We start from the raw sequence: 16,642 nt of genomic DNA on the forward strand, positions 1-16,642 counted from the left end.
GAATGAAGGCATTATTGAGAGTTTGGCCTCTGGTTGTCATTTTGCTTGCTGGGTGTGCGGGTCGACAGGAGTTTACCCCTCCTGAACCTGATGAAGAAAAATACGCACCGCCTACGCTGGACTATTCACTTCCAGCCGCGCAAAACGGCAGTCTTTATCGTCACCAATATTCCATGACCCTGTTTCAGGACAGGCGAGCGTATCGTGTCGGCGATATGCTCACAGTCGTCCTTTCCGAAGAAACGGAATCGAGCAAAAAAGCCGATACCAAGTATGGTAAAAACTCGAGCGTTGGCTTTGCTACGCCGAGTTTGGGTGGCAAAACTATCGATGAACTCGCCGCTAGTGTCGATGCTCAACGCGCTTTTGATGGTAGTGCATCCAGCTCACAGGGCAACAAATTAGAAGGGGCTATTACTGTGACGGTGCACGAAGTGTTACCTAATGGGGTATTGCGCATCAGTGGTGAAAAATGGATTCGCCTCAATCAGGGCGATGAGTTTATTCGCCTAACGGGTATTGTTCGTGTTGATGATATCAGTCGTAATAATCAGGTCTCTTCTGCACGCATCGGTGATGCGCGAATTACTTATTCAGGTCGAGGTACGCTGGCTGACAGTAATGCTGCTGGCTGGTTAAGCCAATTCTTCAACAGTCCTTGGATGCCGTTTTAATGAAACAGAAAATGACTATGTTTACCGCCGTTCTTAGCTCTCTTTCTCACCGATTTAGCTCGGCGCATGAGAGGAGGGTTGCTAAGCAAAGAGATTCATTCTTGATGGGGATGCTGCTGGTGTTGTCACTAGGGACAGCGTTACCTGCTCAAGCTGAAGTTGAAATCCCTATCATGGACTTAGTTGATGTGCAGGGTATTCGTGAAAACCAATTGGTTGGTTACGGTCTAGTGGTTGGCCTAGACGGGCAGGGCGACCGCAATCAGGTCAAATTTACCGCGCAATCCATCACCAATATGTTGCGACAATTCGGTGTACAAATCGATGACAGCACTAACCCAAAATTGCGCAATGTTGCTTCAGTGAGTGTGACTGCTACGGTTGAGCCGATGGCAGGTGCAGGGCAAACGCTGAATGTGGTGGTGTCTTCCATCGGTGATGCCAAGAGTTTGCGCGGCGGTACCCTGCTGTTGACACCACTGCGCGGTATCGATGGTGAGGTGTATGCCGTTGCTCAGGGCAACGTCGTCGTGGGCGGCGTGTCTGCTGAAGGAAAAAGTGGCTCTAAAATCGTCATTAATACCCCGACTTCTGGTCGGATTCCCGGTGGTGCCACGCTGGAACGAGAAGTCCCCAATGACTTTTCAGAGCAAGATAACGTGGTACTGAACCTGAGAAAACCAAGCTTTACGACCGCTAAGAATATTGCACGTGAGATCAATAACATCTTTGGGCCTAAAGTCGCGGTTGCCAAAAACAATGTGCGCATTAGCGTCAAAGCGCCAAAAGACAGCCAGCAGCGTGTGGTCATGATGTCGATGTTAGAAGACATCAGTGTGGTAGAAGGACGCAAACCAGCGCGCATCGTTTTCAACTCTCGTACCGGTACCGTTGTGATAGGTAAGAGTGTCAAGGTCAGTGAAGCGGCGGTAAGCCATGGCAACTTAACGGTCACCATTGCTGAATCGCAACAGGTGAGCCAGCCAAACGCGTTTGCTGACGGTGAAACCAAAGTTGTCGACCAGTCGCTATTGGACGTCAGCGAAGAGCAAGCGCAAATGGTGATCTGGCCTCCGGGTACGGAGCTCAACACAATCGTTAGTGCGGTCAACAGCTTAGGGGCGACACCAACGGATTTGATGTCGATTCTACAAGCCTTGCATGAAGCAGGGGCATTGAATGCAGAGCTGGTAGTGATTTAAGGAGTCTTTATGAAACTTGACGGACTAAACGAACAGTCTTCTATGAACTCGGTGCTTTATCACGATAACAGTGCTCTGATGAACATAAAGAATAGTAACGAACAGGGAGCCGCTCTGGAGACAGTGGCGGGTCAGTTTGAAGCGATGTTTTTACAGTTGGTACTGCGGCAGATGCGCAGTAGTAGTGATGTATTGGCCGACGATGACAGCCCATTCTCCAGCCAGCAACAGGGTGTTTTTCGCGATATGTACGATGGCCAGCTGGCGATTGAAATGTCTAAGAAACAGCATTCTGGTATTTCAGAAATGTTGATTAAACAGCTCAGCCCTTCAATTTCAGAAGTGGCATTTTCAGCCAGTGAGTCAACCTTGCCAGCGAATGACATTCTTAGTGAGGTGGAAGCAAGCTCACACGCTGAAACTTCCGTTGCGCCTAATTCTGCTCCTGCACTTCATTCGAGCCAGGAGTCGGTCGCCTCAGTTAGACAAATGTTGGGCGAAGCAGGTGTGACAACGGCTTTCGCCCAACCATTGATTCGAAAAATGGAGCTGTAAATGAATCTCGTCAATATTGCCCTTTCTGGGCTTAACGCGAATCGCGTGGCCCTAGACGTCACAGCGCAAAACGTCTCCAACATTAATACACCGGGATACAGCCGGCAACAAGCTTTGATGGCATCGGTTGGTGGAACGAAACACGACAAGTTACACCCTGGGCTAGGGGTCGAAGTGACCAGTATTCGCCGAGTCACCGATGAGTATCTGGTGAAGCAAACTTGGGCGACAAACAGTCTTTCCGCTTACGCGACTCGCTACAGCAGCACGATGAGTCAACTGGAAAATACGCTCGGCGCTGACGGTTTTAGCCTTTCAGCTGGTTTGGATACGTTATTTTCAGCTCTGAATGATGCAACAGTAAAACCTGAATCGGTGCCTTATCGTCAGCAAATCATTAATGAATCCGAAGCCCTTGCGCGACGTTTTAACACCCTCACTGAGTCGCTCTCGCACCAACATAAAGATGTTAACGACCAACGTAATGCGGCCATTGCTCATGCTAACAGTTTGATGACTAATATCGCGGACGTGAACAAACAGATCGTTGAGATGCAAGGTACAGGGGGAAACCCAGCTCAACTAATGGACACCCGCGACACATTAATTGGAGAGTTGTCCCAAGTGGTAGAAGTGAAAACGACATCACAGGCTGATGGTAGTTTGCAGGTGACGCTTTCTTCTGGGCAACCACTGGTTATGGGTGGAGATGCTGCTGTGCTTAAAGCCGTTCCTGACCCAAGTGATCCATACCTTGCTGCTTTGCATGTTGAGTTTGGTACTCAGAGCTTTGCGGTGACGGATACGCCAGGCGGGCAGGTTGGCGCACTGACGGATTATCAGACGGAGGTGTTAAAGCCATACCGTACCGCGATTGACGATATGGCTCAGGCATTAGCCGATGAATTCAATTCTGTACTGGTTACTGGTCAAGATCTCAATGGTAATACGGGTAAGCCTTTGTTCAGTTACGACCCTGCTAATCCTGCTGCAAGCCTGACGATTACTGATTTGAAACCAGAGGAGCTTGCTTTGTCTGGTGACGGTAATCCTGGCAATGCGGATGTACTGGACAGCTTAATTGCTGTCAGTAACAAAGCCGTGTCAATTAGTGGTTTTGGCTCAGTAACATTGAACGATGCATTTGCTGCAATGGTAGGTGAAACAGCAATCAAAGCACGTCAGGCTGATGCGGATTATCAGGCTAAGTTGGCAATGAGTGAACAGGCCGTTGCCGCTCGTGACAACGTCAGTGCCGTAAACAGTGATGAGGAAGCGGCCAATTTAATGACGTTTGCCAACGTTCACAACGCCAATATGAAAGTGATCAGTACAGCGAATCAGCTGTTCGATTCAGTACTTCAGTTATTCTAAATATAGGAAAGACAGATGAGAATTAGTGATACTCAATTCAGTCAGATGATGCTGCAAAGTTTGCAAATTAATAACGCTGGGCTTGGGCAAGTGATGCAGCAAATGTCTACCGGTGAACGTCTGACCAAACTGTCCGACGACCCAATGGCGTCTGTTCAATTACTAAATTTAGAGCGTGAAGGCTCGGCGATCACTCAGTACAAGACTAATATTTCCAATGTGAAGACCGCATTATCCAATCAGGAAGTGCAGCTCGACTCCGTGAATGAAAGTCTAAAGATGATGAATGAGCGTGTGCTATGGGGAGCGAACGGGACGTTAACAAGCAGTGAACGTATTGGCATCATCAGCGAATTGGAAAGTCTACGTTCTTCTGTCGTTTCCGCGTTCAATGCTCAGGATGAAGAAGGCCGTTACTTGTTCTCCGGAACTAAAACAGATACGGCGGCTTTGTCCAACGCGAGTGGTAGCTACGTAATCCAAGGCAACAGTGATAAGCGGGTTGTGACAGTAGCGAAAGGCGTGACGATGGAATCCAATATGACCGCACAGGAAATTCTGGATCTAGGTGGCAATAACGTTCTTAACGATCTTGATGCTTTGATTGCAGAGTTCCAATCGCCCACTCCAGCTTTTAGAACTACGGTTGAATCGACGCTCAGCTCTATCGAAGCAACATCCAGCAACGTGTTAGCTGCGATGACTGAAATGGGTGGTCGTCACAACAACCTAGATTTGATGGATAGTGCTCACGGTGAAAATAAATTGTTTGTTGATAAGGTCAGCAGCGACCTCTCCGCGCTAGATTATGGTGAAGCTTCAGTTCGTTTGAGTAACTACATGGCCGCATTACAAGCGACTCAAGCTAGCTACGTTAAGATTAACGATCTCAACTTATTCGACCGCATTTGATAAGCAGGAATTGAAATATGGTAATGAGCACAGTTGAGGTTCGCCCACACAATGTCAGATTGACTGGGCACGATAGAGCTTCTATTTCTCCTCCTCGTTCTTCAGAGTCTCATGGTGATAACGGGCAGCGTAAACTAGCTGCCCAAAACCAAACACCAGCATCGTATTCGGTGTCTGGTGTTTTGCTTACTCAGGGGCAACAAAATGCCACCTCAGTTCAGATTGCGACACGCTCTTTACAAGCCATAGGCGGTGAGTTGGCCAAGATTAAGCAGGGCCTTACTCGAGCAATGAATCTTGGCGCGAGCAATGTGGCCGGTTTAAAAGAAGGCTTAACAGGAGCCAAAGCAAACATAGAGCGCATTCTAGACAACGCACGTTTTGACGGTAACAAGGTGATCGACAACGAGCTGACGCTCAAGCTCGACAAAGCGGATATGCGTCGTTTCTCAATTCCCGGGCTAAACATCCATCGTTTGAGTGATAAAGCGGAACAAATTCGCCTCGACTTCCCACAAGGAAACTCAGTGATGGTTGAGTTTGATGGCCTGTCAGAGGGCAAGCAAACCGTCAAGATGCTAGACCGAAGCCTGATTCCTCTTGGGCTCAGAGCCTCGTTGTCTGAGGATGGAACGATACTATTTGAATCCTCAGAGAAGGCTTATCAGCAGATGCAACAGAAGGTGATGGTCACGGGGCAGGGGCATCGTTTCCCTGCTGGGCAATCTAATGTGATGACGCTTAAAGCGGAACCAGAAGGTATTGCCGAGCTAAGCTTTGACTTGAGCTCACGCGACGGAATCAAACAGACCATCGCCAAGGTGAACCAGCACTTCCGTCAAGTACAGGTTGGGTTAGAGCAGGCGAGCGCAGTGGGTTCTGAATTGACGATGCAAATGCAAACGCTTCATAAGCAGTCTTCGGTGATTTCTGCTCACCAAGTCAAAGACAAACTTAAACTCTTCGATGAGAATTCAGGTCAGTTTTCCACAGCCTTTATGGCTCTCAATGCTCAGGCGAACGTAAAGCGTCATTCTGTGGTGGCGTTGATGAGAAGCTAAGACGGAAGCCCAGCTAAAACAATTGACCGATTTCTATTGCTCGTTTGGCTCTTCATTAATTGAAGAGCATTTTTTTGCCTAAAGAAAAGTCGCGTCAGACCAGAAAGAAGAAGTACAGGAAGCAGACGAAAGCCAGTAGCGTTGCTGATAACGTTGGGTAAATAATGTAAGAATCGCGCTTGTCAGTACGTTGAAAGCAGAGAAAAGTGAGTAGGACATTGTAGATAAGCAGTAGAGTGCTAATGGCCGTGCCTCCATTTAAAGTCAGGTTGTACAACTGGCTAAGGAATAGAGAAAGCAACACGTAGTCGATGACAATCAGCCACATAAAGGCTTTTTGTAATCCATCTTTTTTGGCGTGTCGGACCGTATATTGAGGCATGTGCTTTTACGCTTGAGTTAGTAGGCGCTGCAAGAGCGCCTGAGAGAGTTAAAGTTGTTGAAGCGCTGGCTTCGAAGGAGCTTGGGTGCCGGAAAAGTTAATCACTTCCTGGCGAATTACTGGCTGATTAAACTCTGCTTTCTGTTTTGCTTTTTGCAGTTCGCTGTCAGCTTGATTACCAAAGAAGGTTTCCAATACTTTGGCGGCTGGTGTGGTCAGTATAAACAGCTCGATACGTCGGTTCTCACTGGATTCCGGCTCATCTCCATTGAGTAAAGCGCGATCCGACATACCGGTTACTTGCAATACTCGCTCGTCGGGCATCCCACCTGAAACGAGAGTCTGTCTGGCGATATTCGCGCGTGATGCTGATAACTCCCAATTCGAACGGCGTTCAACATGACCTTTGAACCGGGTAGAATCCGTATGACCGCTAATGATCAGTGGGTTCTCTACCCGCTTAAAGACAGGCGCCAACGCAAGGAGAAGATCTTCAAAGAATGGTGTGAGTTCTGACCCGCCACGACTGAACATATGCTGCTTATAATCGTCTTGCAGAACAATCCGTAAACCCTGTGGCGTCACTGTGACATTGACATTCCCCTGAGCGCTGATTTGGCGAACCGCTTCTTTTATTACCTTCGCCAATGCTGCCAGTCGCTCTTGAGTGTCGAATGTGCCCGGGATCAGAGAATCGGTTTCCGGACCATCACCATCGCCTTGAAAGAATGAACTGACAATATGTGTCGAATCATGCCGGCTCGGTACGGAAGAGTCGGCAGCCAAGTCAATAGGAGAGATACTTTGTGAGGTATCAAACGGGTTACCGTAACTCTTGTCAAAGACGCTTGCACTTTGAAGGTGAGCCACAATCGCCTTGCGCTCTTCCTTATCGACAATCTGCATCACCCATAAAACTAAAAATAGAGCCATTAGGGCGATCATGAAATCAGCGAAAGCGACTTTCCAAGCGCCTCCGTGGAAGTCATCATCAGCGACGGTCTTGGTTCGTTTGAACACCACCTGTTCTTGTCTTTGCATTACGCCTCCTGCTCAGAGAGCCACTTCTCCATCTGATTGAATGTCGGTTTAATGTCTAACTGGATGTGCTTACGGCCGGCATCGATGGCAAGTAACGTGGGTTTTTTCGCCACATAGGCCACCAGTGTTGCTCTAACACACTCGAATGCGGTCATGTTGCGCTTTACACGTTGCGCCATAGCATTGCTGAGCGGATCAAGGCAGCAGTAACAGCCAAAGATACCAACAAATGTTCCAACCAGAGCTGCAGCGACGTGGTAGCCCACTAGGGCGATTGAGCCATCAATAGCCTGCATCGTAATGATGATGCCACCCACAGCCGCCAAGATACCAAAGCCCGGCAGTGCTTCAGCTGTTCTCTGCATTGAGCGAGAAGGCAGCAGCATTTCGGTTTGAATGGCTTCGATTTCCTGTTCCAGTAAACCTTCTAACTCGTGAGGCGACATTTGACCCATGGCCATTAAACGCAAGTTGTCAGTAATGAAAGAAATCAGCCGATAATCTGAACCGACTTTCGGGTAGGCGAGAAAGATCGAACTCTGATCAGGGGCTTCAATATGAGAGTCGAGAAACTTAAAGCCTCGGCTACGTGCTGTTTCAAGCAGGTTATTAAGTAGAGCCATCAGCTCCATGTAGTACTCATACTCTTCGCGTGGGGCGGAAATGGTAGCACGGACTTGCTGACGCATTTCTTTTAGAACTTGTGGTGGGTTACCTATGATCAAAGAACCTGCAGCGGCACCAATGATGATCAGAAATTCAGCCGGTTGCCAGATAGCGCCAAGCTTACCGCCTGCCCACATATATCCGCCAAAGACACACAGTAAGACGGTGATGGCTCCAAAAAACTTTTGCATTTGTGACTCCTAGGAGGATAAGTAGTGGTTGAGTTGTTTGAGTGCTTGTTTGTGTAGCTGACAAATCCTTGGAGGCGTCAGATCAAGCACTAAAGCGATTTCGTGAAGGTTAAGTTCGTGTTGATAAAACAGCGTCAGAAGCAGTTGATCTCTTTTCGGCAATTTATCCAGAGCGACTTCGAGACTGCGACGAGTTTGCTCATGGGACATTCCATCATAAACAGCGTCAGATTGTGCTTCGATACCGTTCTCAATCAATTGATCAAGACTCTGCATTTCTCCGGCCAGCGCCGCATTTTGTCGAGTAAGATAATCTTGTTCGTCTGTTCCCAATGCCTTGATGATTTCAGCATCGGTCGGTTGCCGGCCAAGAGAACGCATCAAATCGCGGGTTACATCATTAAGTTCATGAGCCTGCTGACGCGTTTTTCTTGACCGCCAATCCAGCCGCCGTAACTCGTCTAATATTGCTCCGCGGATGCGACACACGGCAAAAGCAGGGAAGTTGGGATCTTCGACATTTCCGTATCGACGGCCCGCTTCCAGTAAACCAATAAGGCCAATTTGCTGCATATCTTCGATGCTACAGTGCGGTGTCGCGTGAGCTCTGAGCTGATTGACGATACGGTTGACCAACACCTGATGTTTTTTGAGTAATTTGTTCTCATCAATAGGGATGGAAGGTGAACTGATTTCACCTTCTACGCCGTATTCTTCCTGAAAATTCATATCCAACATGGGCCGTGCTCCTTATTGCACGACGTATTTCGTCAGCAAGACATCATCGATGTCGCGAAGAATGTCGGTTTTTTCAAAGGCCAGCAGTACCGTTTGTTTGACCTGATTCTGCAGCAGGTTAACGGCGCCATCTTGATGAAGGTCTTCGTAGGTTTTGTCACTGAAAAGCTTAAGTAACGAATTCCGTACAACCGGCATGTAGTCATCGATATTCTGAATTCGTTCTGGACGGCGTGTTTCAATCGCGACTTCTAACATAACAAAGTGAGTCTGACGCTTACCTTTGACACTCAGAACAATTTTATCCAGTGAGTGGAAGCTAGGTGTCTGAGCTGGTTGACGTTCTTCGATGAGAAAAGCGAGAGGAGAATCTGAGAAAAATGATTCTGACTGGGGAGTGTCTCCCGACTGCTTTATGAGCCAAATTCCGCCGATGACGGTTGCTGCTGAAACCAGAGCACTGGTGAGAATCATCGCTGCAAAGAGCGCGATCATTTGTTGTTTTGTCATAACCCTATTCCTAATTATGCGTGTGTGCTGAGCCAATGCTCTGATGGATCATTGGTATTGTCTGAATTGGCAAACTCGCGACTGTCGAATATATGTGTTTGATGTTCACCTTGATGAGGTGACGGGTCGCGCTCGCTTTCTCCTGAGCCTACGTTGACGTCGACATGGACAAAGTTTTGGTCTTGCAACTCAGCACGTAGCCTGTCAGAAACCTGAAGCAAGGCTTCCCTAGTTGCGGCCGCATTGGCGTTGATTTGCACGTTGAGGCGATCGCCATCAACACGAACCAGCAAGTCCAGTTTCCCAAGCTCTGGCGGGTCAAGACGGATTTTGGCTTCTTGCATACTTTGTTGTGCTTGAAGCGAGACTCTATCATGCAGCACCTGGATCATTTGCTCGCCCCACTTAGCCGCACTCGTATCGACCTTAACTGCTGCCCACTCTGCCGTTTGTACAGATGTTGTTGTAGGTTGTTGATGAGAGACTTGAAGTTGTGTTTGTGTTGAGGCTAACGTTTGCAGAGCACTCTGTACTGATGGGCTTTGGTTGATAGGCGTGTCGATACTCAAAGGCCCGCCTGCTTGCTTGACCAATTGACTGCTGATTGTTTGTGACGTCATTTTGTCTGACGAATTTGTTGCTGAAACGGGGGCGGCATTGAACGCTTGAGAACCGTCCACTGCTCGTTTTTGTTTCAGTTGCAGCGATGTCAAAGTATTCATGGTCGCAGAGTGTTCTTTTAGTAGATGAGGGCTTTCAATCGATAGCGTAGTCGTATGATCTGAGCTATTTTCCTGCCCTAGCATTTCCTCGCTATCATCCGTGAAGGTTACGGCAGTTTGTTTAGCATTTGGCTGACTGCCAGTAAGCGTCGATGCTGGTTGCCCCATGAGAGTAAAGCCAGTGTTTTGTTCGGCAGGCTGACCGAATCCACGGGCTTTTTGGATCGTACCATCAGCGGATAACTGCTCTGGTCTTTGACTTGTCATGGTGTGCAGTGAAGGTGTATTCATTGCTAGTACTCCATGGTCATGGCAAGTTGGTAAGCTTTTGCTCGCTCATGTTGAGCGTCGACAACATTAATCTCGGCTTCCAGCTCGTTGATGGCTTTATCCAGTGCGTCAAAAGCCTGTTTGTGTACCGATTTAACTTCAGTAATGACAGGCGCAAGTCGGGGATCTTTGAGATAGGGCTGATGGCTTTCTAGCAGCTCTCTTAATTGAAGATCGTAGCGTTTTAGCCCTTGCCAATCTTGGGTTTTTGTTGCGATCTGAATCAGTTTGGCGAGATGGCGAAACCGTTCAGGGGACACTTTATGCTTGCTGACCAAAACTCATCCACCCTTCTCGTATATTGTTCATGACGTGTTCCACGCTCGTGAGTTTGTCTAGGTTGTTTTGTACGCTTGCTTGATAAAGCTCGACCTGACAGAAGTCGTAGAGTTGGTGGAGGTTTTCAGCGATTTCGCCGCCGTTTTCTGCATCAAGTGCGCTGTCTAAACCAACCAAAATGTTCATACATTTGTTGATGCCAGCCCCTTTCTCTGCAAGGCGGCCTGCGGCCATGTGACCGCGGACTCGTTCGATTTCGTTGAGTAACCCATCGATCAACATCACCACCAGTTGATGTGGGTTTGCCGAGGCTGCCTGAGCATCAAGATCGACCTGTTGATAAGAGTTGTAGCCTGAATCCATTAACATAAAATCGTCTCCTGGTGGCCGTTAACCAAACATCGACATGGTTTGGTTCATTTGGCGCATAATGGTGTTCATTTGAGTAAATTGCTTGAGGTAGCGGTCGTAAGCCATATCGTATTTACGGTCCAGCACGACCTGCTTGTCGCTGATGCGATCAATGTTCTGCTTTAGTGCGTCTTTACGAGATTTAAATAGGCCGGAGGAGAATTGCAGGTAAGGCTCAATGATGGTGTCGATGCTATCCAAGAGATTGCCGTCGCCATTAAACATCGCTTCAAGATCTGCACTATTATCGATTTGAGCCTGTTCAAACTTTTCAGAATCGATCTTCATTTTGCCGTTACGATCAATCTCAATACCGACTTGACTTAGGCGCAGGCCACCGAAATCTCCACGCACAACAGACTTCACCTGGCTTTCAATCGCTCGTAGGGTAGGATCACTGGCTAGAACAGCCCGAGTGTTGTTTTCCGTATCTACCTTGGTGTATTCGTCAACGGTCGACATCAGCTTGTTATAGGCGTCAACGAACTGAGTAACTTGCTCTTTAGTGGCGTCGTTGTCACCGCTGACACTGAGCGTTAACGGCGATTCGCCAGTTTCTTGGGCCTTGCTGACAGTGATGTCGAGGCCATCTATAGCATCACTAAAGGTATTGCTGCTGCCTTCGAGTTTAAGGCCTGAATCTTTGGCACCTAACCAGATAATGGCGTCTTTTACTTCGCTAATCTGATTTAGGTTTGTGAAGGCATCTTCAAACCAACTTTGACCGGTTCCAGTTGCTGAGACTTCAATCTTGTTAGCGACCCCCGTTTCTTCACTGGAGAGCATAAAGTGGGTTTGTCCACCGGAGCGAACCAAGGTAGCGTTAACGCCCGGATTATCGGAGTCATTGTTGATCGCTGAAGTTAAGTCGGCCATAGTTGCTTTGCCGTCTCCATCACTATCTAGAGTGGAAAGATCCAGCGTCATTGTCTCGCCGTTGATTTTAAATTCGAGCGTGCCCGTCAGCGGTATTTCAGTTGTCGGTTCTAGGTTTGCAGGCATACCCGTTGAGACTTGATGTGCTGTTGCGATCTGCTCAACAAAGATCTGGTAACTGCCTGTCAGTGCTTTGGAGTCTGCACTGGCAGCGAAGAACCCCTCACTCGACACGGTTGCGCTATTTTTGATGATCCCTGATGTGCTGTTGTTCATGTCATTCACAGCGGTACGGAATTCACGCAATGCAGATTCGACTTTGCCAAGCGCATCCAGTTGAGATTGGTACTGGGAGGCCTGATTGGTGTAGCGCTGTCTAAATGACTGGACGTCGAAGGTGGCGAGTTGCTGTGCCATCGTAGCTGGATCGATTGAACTCATCAGAGTACTCCCTTGTCTTTTGTGTATGACCGTTGTGGTTCATATCGCTATCATCATTCTGATTTGATTAGAAAAATAGCAAGATGAGTGCCATTCACTTAGCTTTTAAATATCAATAAGTTATGTTTTTTTTCTTGGTTTTGCGGAAGTGTGACTTCCCATGGCTGAGTTCCGCTGTTTCCTTGAATGAAGATCAGCTTTGCTCAATGTTTTAAGGCGACCAAATGGCAGGGGTTGTTAAATGAAAAAAGCGTTTGACGAGAGACTTTAAAACCAAAAAAAGCCTCCGCAAGGGAGGCTAAAATCACTGGAGTAAAATAAATAGAAGAGTGTCTATCGCTTATTAGCGAAGTAGAGACATTGCCATGCTTGGCATTTGGTTCGTTTGAGCAAGAACCGTAGTGCCTGCTTGCATTAGCATTTGGTTCTTCGTCATGTTTGAAGATTCAACCGCGAAATCAGCATCTGTGATTCGGCCTTTCGCAGCCGCCGTGTTTTCAGACACGTTTGCTAGGTTATTGATGGTGTGCTCGAGACGGTTAATGTTTGCACCTAGTGATGAACGAACAGTGTTGATTTTATCAAATAAGCCATCAACAACAGCGATTTGAGCGTTAGAGTTAGCATTAGTATCAAGGTCACCTGTTGTAGTGAAGTCTACGTCGCCTAGTGCAGTAGACACGTCAACAGTGAGCTTCTCTGCACCTGATGCGCCGATTTGAAAATCTACTGCTGCAGCTAGTTTACCGCCAGTCAGTAGCTTTTGACCTGCACCGTATGTGGTTTCACCCATAATACGTACCGCTTCTTTCTCAAGCTCTTGATATTCTGAGTTTAGCGCTGAAAGCTCAGTGGTACCGTTTGTGCCGTTCGCACCTTGAGTAGCAAGGTCTTTCATGCGGTAAGCAATGTTAGTTAGCTCTTCTAGTGCGCCGTCTGCTGTTTGCAGCATTGAGATTGCATCTTGAGAGTTACGCATCGCAACTGACATGCCACGAGTTTGCGCTTCTAATTTGTTAGCGATAGTCAGACCTGCGGCATCATCCGCTGCAGAGTTGATACGCATACCAGTACTTAGGCGCTCCATAGCGGTTGTCAGTAGATCGTTTGTGCTGCTTAGTGTGTTCTGTGTAACGAGTGATGCGTAGTTAGTGTGCATTGATAAAGCCATTATGGTCTCCTTCGGTTTTCACAATACTCAGATTTTGGCTTCAGGGTTTCCCTGGTCACTAACAGGAGGCGGACGATAAATATCGAAGATTAATTAAAAAGTGTAAATAACGGGAATATTTAGGAATTTGGTGCTGATTTAGTGAAGCTGATTCCACTAATTGGCTCTTTTCGGTGCCAATTAGTGGATTGACTAGATGTCGTATTCGCTGGTAAACGTTTTAAAAGAGAGCGGGGTTGGGATGTCACTGAAGTAGCCAAAATAGTAACTGGCGCCGAGCAATTTATACTGGTTCAATTCTTTTTGACTTGCGACCCGGCTGGCGACCCACTTCAATTTGTGTTTTTTCAAAAAACGAACGATGGGCAACAAAGCCATTCGATCTTGTTTTTCTTCCAGTGACACTGAGAGTTTCAGCATCGCAGGTTCATAGCAAGCCAGTTGTTCAAGTAAAGGGTAGGGCGGAGTGACTTCAAACCACAATGCGTAAGCGTATTCTTCCACGCACTCGATCAGGCTTTCTACCGACGAGTCAAACCCTAAAGAATGGCTGAGTTGCAGTGAAGGAATAACATGCGTGAGTGCTTTCTTATGGCAGAGGATAACTTGCTCTAAAAAATATTCACCCGGTGGCCAGATGAGTGCCTCGACTTGAAGAGGTACCACAACATTGCTGATCAAATCTGGATGAAACGTTTCTAGCTGAAAGTGAGTTTGGCGCAGTGCTAGGTACAGGCTGAACAAGTCAAGACAGTATTTTACCTGTTGAGAAAGGTTGAATTGATACACACTTTGTTCGCCATCACCGCCAAACCTAAGGGTCAGGTGTTGAAATTCTACTTCACCAGAGTCCGCTGCGCGGATCGCTTGACATGCATGTCGGATGTCATTGTGAATCAGCGCTTGATGGATGAGTTGATCGTCTTCGGTTTCAAGGTGTTCTTCCATGAGTTTGGCGATGTAGCTATACATCGCCTGATGTGAGTTGAGGTTATCCAAGGTTACCTACCACGTTGATTTGTTTTGTTTCTGGTATTTCGTTATATGACAATACCGCCAATCCCTGAGAAAACGTACGAGCATAGCGGGCAATCAGCGGTCTAAGCTGCGGCATAACCAGAAGTATCGGTGCCAAGCCTTGTTGTTTTAGCTGTTGTTTTATCAAAGGTAAATTTTGTTGGAATTGAGCCAGAATATTGGGCTCAACAGGGAAACTGTCTAGATTGACACTGCCACTTGCTTGCGCCTGCTGAAGAGAGGTTATCAGCATTTGTTCCAGTTCATCGGAGAGTGCATACACCTTCAGTTCCACCTTCTGCCCAGCGATCAAGCTCACGAGGGTTCGGCGCAACGCACAACGCACGTCAGCCGCGAGAAGTATCGGGTCTTTGGTGTTTTCAGACGACTCAAGCATGGTGTTGGCAATGGTACGGATATCTTGTAGAGGTACCTGATCCAGTAGCAGTTGACGATACACTTTCAGCTGCTGTGCTGGGTTGAGTGCTGCGCCGAGCGCTTCCGCTAATTTCGGCGCTTGTTGGGTTAGCCTTTGCATCATGGCATCGACATCGTCGTGATTAAACAGTTCTGAAAGGTGGGTTTTGATCACTTTGCTGATATGGGTTGCGATGACAGTCGCATCATCTACCACCTGATAACCCATATTTAACGCTTTGGCTTTATCTGTATGCTCAATCCAGACCGCTGGCAACTGGTAGGCGGGATCACTGCCGAGGATACCATCGACTTCGCCATACGTTTCGCCAACCGCAATCGCCATCAATCGCTCTGGCTCAATAAAGCCTTGCTCTATCGTTTCGCCATTGAGTGAAATGGTGTACTGGTTGGGTTTTAGGCTCAGGTTGTCACGAATACGCACTTCTGGTAGCAAGAAGCCGACTTGCTCAGACAGGTTACGTCTTACACCACGAATGCGTTGGGTGAGTGGCGCGCCCTGTTCCTTATTGACCAGGTGAACCAGTCGGTAACCAAGAGCCAGCGACAGCGTGTGCACATGTGGAATGTCTTCCCAACTGAGTGGGGTTTCTTCCTGCTGCATGGCTTGAGTGAGTACTTCGACGTCTTCAATTTGAGCATCATGAGCCGGGTTCTTGCGCTGTCGCCAAGCTGCAAATCCGAGCACCGCGGCAAAAGTAAAGAAGGCGAGGTGAGGCATACCAGGCACCATGCCGATAATTAACATCACCGCAGCCACCGTAAACAGGGTCGCGGGTGAAGCCAATAACTGCTTTTGCATAGTTTCTGACATATCATTATCGCTGTCGTTGATACGAGTAACGATAATGGCCGCTGCGGTTGCCAAAAGTAGTGATGGTATTTGGGCGACTAAGCCGTCACCAATAGTGAGTAATGCGTAAGTTTTAAACGCTTCAGAAGTGGTGAGTCCGTGTTCAAACACACCGATGCTGATACCGCCAGTGATGTTAATAAACAGGATCAGTAATCCGGCGATAGCATCCCCTCTAACAAACTTTGACGCACCGTCCATAGAACCGTGGAAATCGGCTTCATTAGCCACTTCACGCCTACGCTGACGGGCGGCTTCCTGATCGATCAAACCTGCATTGAGGTCGGCATCGATTGCCATTTGTTTGCCAGGTAAAGCGTCAAGTGTGAAACGCGCTGATACTTCTGAAATACGTTCGCCACCTTTGGTGATTACTACGAAGTTGATGATCATCAGGATGACGAAAATCACCATACCGACCACATAGTTGCCGCCAATGACTACTTCACCAAAGGCCTGAATGACTTTACCTGCAGCATCGCCTCCGTTGTGACCTTCGAGCAGGACAACTCGAGTTGAGGCAACGTTGAGCGTCAGGCGTAATAGGGTTGCCACTAGCAAAATGGTGGGGAAAATGGAAAAGTCGAGGGGGCGCTTAGCGGTAGTACTGACCAACAGCACCAAAATGGCGAGCACGATATTAAAAGTGAACAAGGCATCCAGTAGCAGGGGTGGCAGCGGCAGGATGACCATTGCCAGCACCATAAGTAAGACTAGCGGAATACCGACAAAGCCTTTTGTAGAATCTTGTATCTGTTTTAACCGATTGAGCATAGGTGGGTGTCCTTGGGTAAATAC

18 protein-coding genes are annotated in these 16,642 nt (G+C 47.8%); 6 read left to right on the forward strand and 12 right to left on the reverse strand.

The window, feature by feature from the left end; translation table 11 throughout:
* The first annotated feature begins 2 nt into the window (after positions 1-2).
* The 6 genes from flgH (at position 3) to L1D23_RS08420 (ending at position 5,778) form a co-directional block, all read left to right on the forward strand.
* Entirely contained in the window at positions 3-674 is a 672-nt protein-coding gene (flgH, locus tag L1D23_RS08395; protein ID WP_239838131.1) for a flagellar basal body L-ring protein FlgH, read from the forward strand.
* A 104-nt stretch (positions 675-778) separates the two neighbouring features.
* On the forward strand, positions 779-1,876 hold the full coding sequence (locus L1D23_RS08400; protein WP_275666164.1) for a flagellar basal body P-ring protein FlgI: 1,098 nt from the start codon (positions 779-781) through the stop codon (positions 1,874-1,876).
* Between the two features lie 9 nt (positions 1,877-1,885).
* Positions 1,886-2,431 (forward strand): rod-binding protein, encoded by a 546-nt coding sequence (locus L1D23_RS08405; protein ID WP_239865500.1) that lies wholly within the window; start codon positions 1,886-1,888, stop codon positions 2,429-2,431.
* Entirely contained in the window at positions 2,432-3,805 is a 1,374-nt protein-coding gene (gene flgK / locus L1D23_RS08410; protein ID WP_239865508.1) for a flagellar hook-associated protein FlgK, read from the forward strand.
* A 15-nt stretch (positions 3,806-3,820) separates the two neighbouring features.
* A complete protein-coding gene (gene flgL, locus L1D23_RS08415; protein ID WP_239865509.1) occupies positions 3,821-4,717 on the forward strand; it encodes a flagellar hook-associated protein FlgL in 897 nt (298 codons plus the stop codon).
* 17 nt (positions 4,718-4,734) lie between these two features.
* Positions 4,735-5,778, forward strand: coding sequence for a flagellin (locus L1D23_RS08420; protein WP_239865510.1), 1,044 nt, complete (start codon positions 4,735-4,737; stop codon positions 5,776-5,778).
* A 94-nt stretch (positions 5,779-5,872) separates the two neighbouring features.
* Here L1D23_RS08420 and L1D23_RS08425 read toward each other — a convergent pair whose 3' ends face one another.
* The 12 genes from L1D23_RS08425 to flhA form a co-directional block, all read right to left on the reverse strand.
* Positions 5,873-6,160: a hypothetical protein gene (locus L1D23_RS08425; protein ID WP_239838136.1), complete on the reverse strand. Its 288-nt coding sequence runs from the start codon at positions 6,158-6,160 to the stop codon at positions 5,873-5,875.
* Between the two features lie 48 nt (positions 6,161-6,208).
* Positions 6,209-7,201, reverse strand: a complete 993-nt coding sequence (locus L1D23_RS08430; RefSeq protein ID WP_239838137.1) for a flagellar motor protein MotB — start codon at positions 7,199-7,201, stop codon at positions 6,209-6,211.
* Positions 7,201-8,058 (reverse strand): flagellar motor stator protein MotA, encoded by an 858-nt coding sequence (gene motA / locus L1D23_RS08435; RefSeq protein WP_239865511.1) that lies wholly within the window; start codon positions 8,056-8,058, stop codon positions 7,201-7,203. Before motA ends, L1D23_RS08430 begins: the two co-directional genes overlap by 1 nt.
* 9 nt (positions 8,059-8,067) lie before the next feature.
* Positions 8,068-8,796, reverse strand: coding sequence for a FliA/WhiG family RNA polymerase sigma factor (locus L1D23_RS08440; RefSeq protein WP_239865512.1), 729 nt, complete (start codon positions 8,794-8,796; stop codon positions 8,068-8,070).
* 12 nt (positions 8,797-8,808) lie between these two features.
* Complete coding sequence (locus tag L1D23_RS08445) at positions 8,809-9,306, reverse strand: flagellar basal body-associated FliL family protein (RefSeq protein WP_239865518.1); 498 nt, start codon at positions 9,304-9,306, stop codon at positions 8,809-8,811.
* A 14-nt stretch (positions 9,307-9,320) separates the two neighbouring features.
* Entirely contained in the window at positions 9,321-10,319 is a 999-nt protein-coding gene (locus L1D23_RS08450) for a flagellar hook-length control protein FliK (protein ID WP_239865523.1), read from the reverse strand.
* Positions 10,320-10,321: 2 nt separating this feature from the next.
* Positions 10,322-10,636: a LafD gene (locus tag L1D23_RS08455; RefSeq protein ID WP_239838142.1), complete on the reverse strand. Its 315-nt coding sequence runs from the start codon at positions 10,634-10,636 to the stop codon at positions 10,322-10,324.
* Positions 10,620-11,006 (reverse strand): flagellar export chaperone FliS, encoded by a 387-nt coding sequence (fliS, locus tag L1D23_RS08460; RefSeq protein ID WP_239838143.1) that lies wholly within the window; start codon positions 11,004-11,006, stop codon positions 10,620-10,622. The genes L1D23_RS08455 and fliS overlap by 17 nt, the downstream gene beginning before the upstream one ends.
* Before the next feature lie 21 nt (positions 11,007-11,027).
* Entirely contained in the window at positions 11,028-12,365 is a 1,338-nt protein-coding gene (fliD, locus tag L1D23_RS08465; RefSeq protein ID WP_239865526.1) for a flagellar filament capping protein FliD, read from the reverse strand.
* A gap of 343 nt (positions 12,366-12,708) precedes the next feature.
* Entirely contained in the window at positions 12,709-13,536 is an 828-nt protein-coding gene (lafA, locus tag L1D23_RS08470) for a lateral flagellin LafA (protein ID WP_239838145.1), read from the reverse strand.
* 192 nt (positions 13,537-13,728) lie between these two features.
* Entirely contained in the window at positions 13,729-14,535 is an 807-nt protein-coding gene (locus tag L1D23_RS08475; RefSeq protein ID WP_239865530.1) for a diguanylate phosphodiesterase, read from the reverse strand.
* Positions 14,528-16,618: a flagellar biosynthesis protein FlhA gene (gene flhA / locus L1D23_RS08480; RefSeq protein ID WP_239865531.1), complete on the reverse strand. Its 2,091-nt coding sequence runs from the start codon at positions 16,616-16,618 to the stop codon at positions 14,528-14,530. Before flhA ends, L1D23_RS08475 begins: the two co-directional genes overlap by 8 nt.
* Positions 16,619-16,642: the final 24 nt, after the last annotated feature.

Source organism: Vibrio sp. Isolate24, from assembly GCF_022398215.1.
Taxonomy (GTDB): domain Bacteria; phylum Pseudomonadota; class Gammaproteobacteria; order Enterobacterales; family Vibrionaceae; genus Vibrio; species Vibrio coralliilyticus_A.